The 208-nt window shown below is 33.2% G+C and carries 1 tRNA gene; it reads right to left on the bottom strand.

The features are described 5' to 3' along the window. Window positions 1-38: 38 nt before the first annotated feature. A tRNA-Met gene (locus tag CHI06_RS29285) sits at window positions 39-112 on the bottom strand. Window positions 113-208: the final 96 nt, after the last annotated feature.

The following is a 208-nucleotide window of genomic DNA, read 5'->3' on the forward strand; positions in this document are numbered from 1 at the left end:
AAAGTTTTTTCAAGTGTTTTTCTTGAAAAGAACTTAAATTGCGGGGACAGGATTTGAACCTGCGACCTTCGGGTTATGAGCCCGACGAGCTACCAGACTGCTCCACCCCGCGACAATAAAAATTATTACTATATTACTTTAACATGTGTACCAATATATTATATGTCAAAATTAACTATATATACACACATTTTTAAAAAATAATACA

The organism is Bacillus sp. 7884-1 (assembly GCF_002272245.1).
Taxonomy (GTDB): Bacteria; Bacillota; Bacilli; order Bacillales; family Cytobacillaceae; genus Neobacillus.